Genomic DNA, 218 nt, shown 5'->3' on the forward strand with positions numbered 1-218 from the left:
TGTTTGCGGTCAAAATGTCGGGTCTGTACCCGATGTTTTGACTGTTACATATCGTCAAGGTATAAAGTCCTTACCTACCCAAAAAAGGAAAAGTATGCGTTATGGAGCTAATATGAACTACGAATTTACCGCAAGAGTGTTGATTTATTCACACTTGCGTGATATAATAATAGAATATGTAAGCACAAGGAGGGTAAGCTATGGCGGTAACATATAAA

Annotated in this window: 1 protein-coding gene; it reads left to right on the forward strand. The window is 37.6% G+C overall.

Annotation, left to right across the window (positions count from 1 at the left end):
* The coding region (locus GPK89_RS16845; protein WP_215694468.1) for a hypothetical protein at positions 1-217 on the forward strand (217 nt) is incomplete at its 5' end.
* Between the last annotated feature and the right edge of the window lies 1 nt (position 218).

Origin of the sequence: Gemmiger formicilis, from assembly GCF_018784445.1 — a bacterium.
In the GTDB taxonomy this organism is placed as follows: domain Bacteria; phylum Bacillota; class Clostridia; order Oscillospirales; family Ruminococcaceae; genus Gemmiger.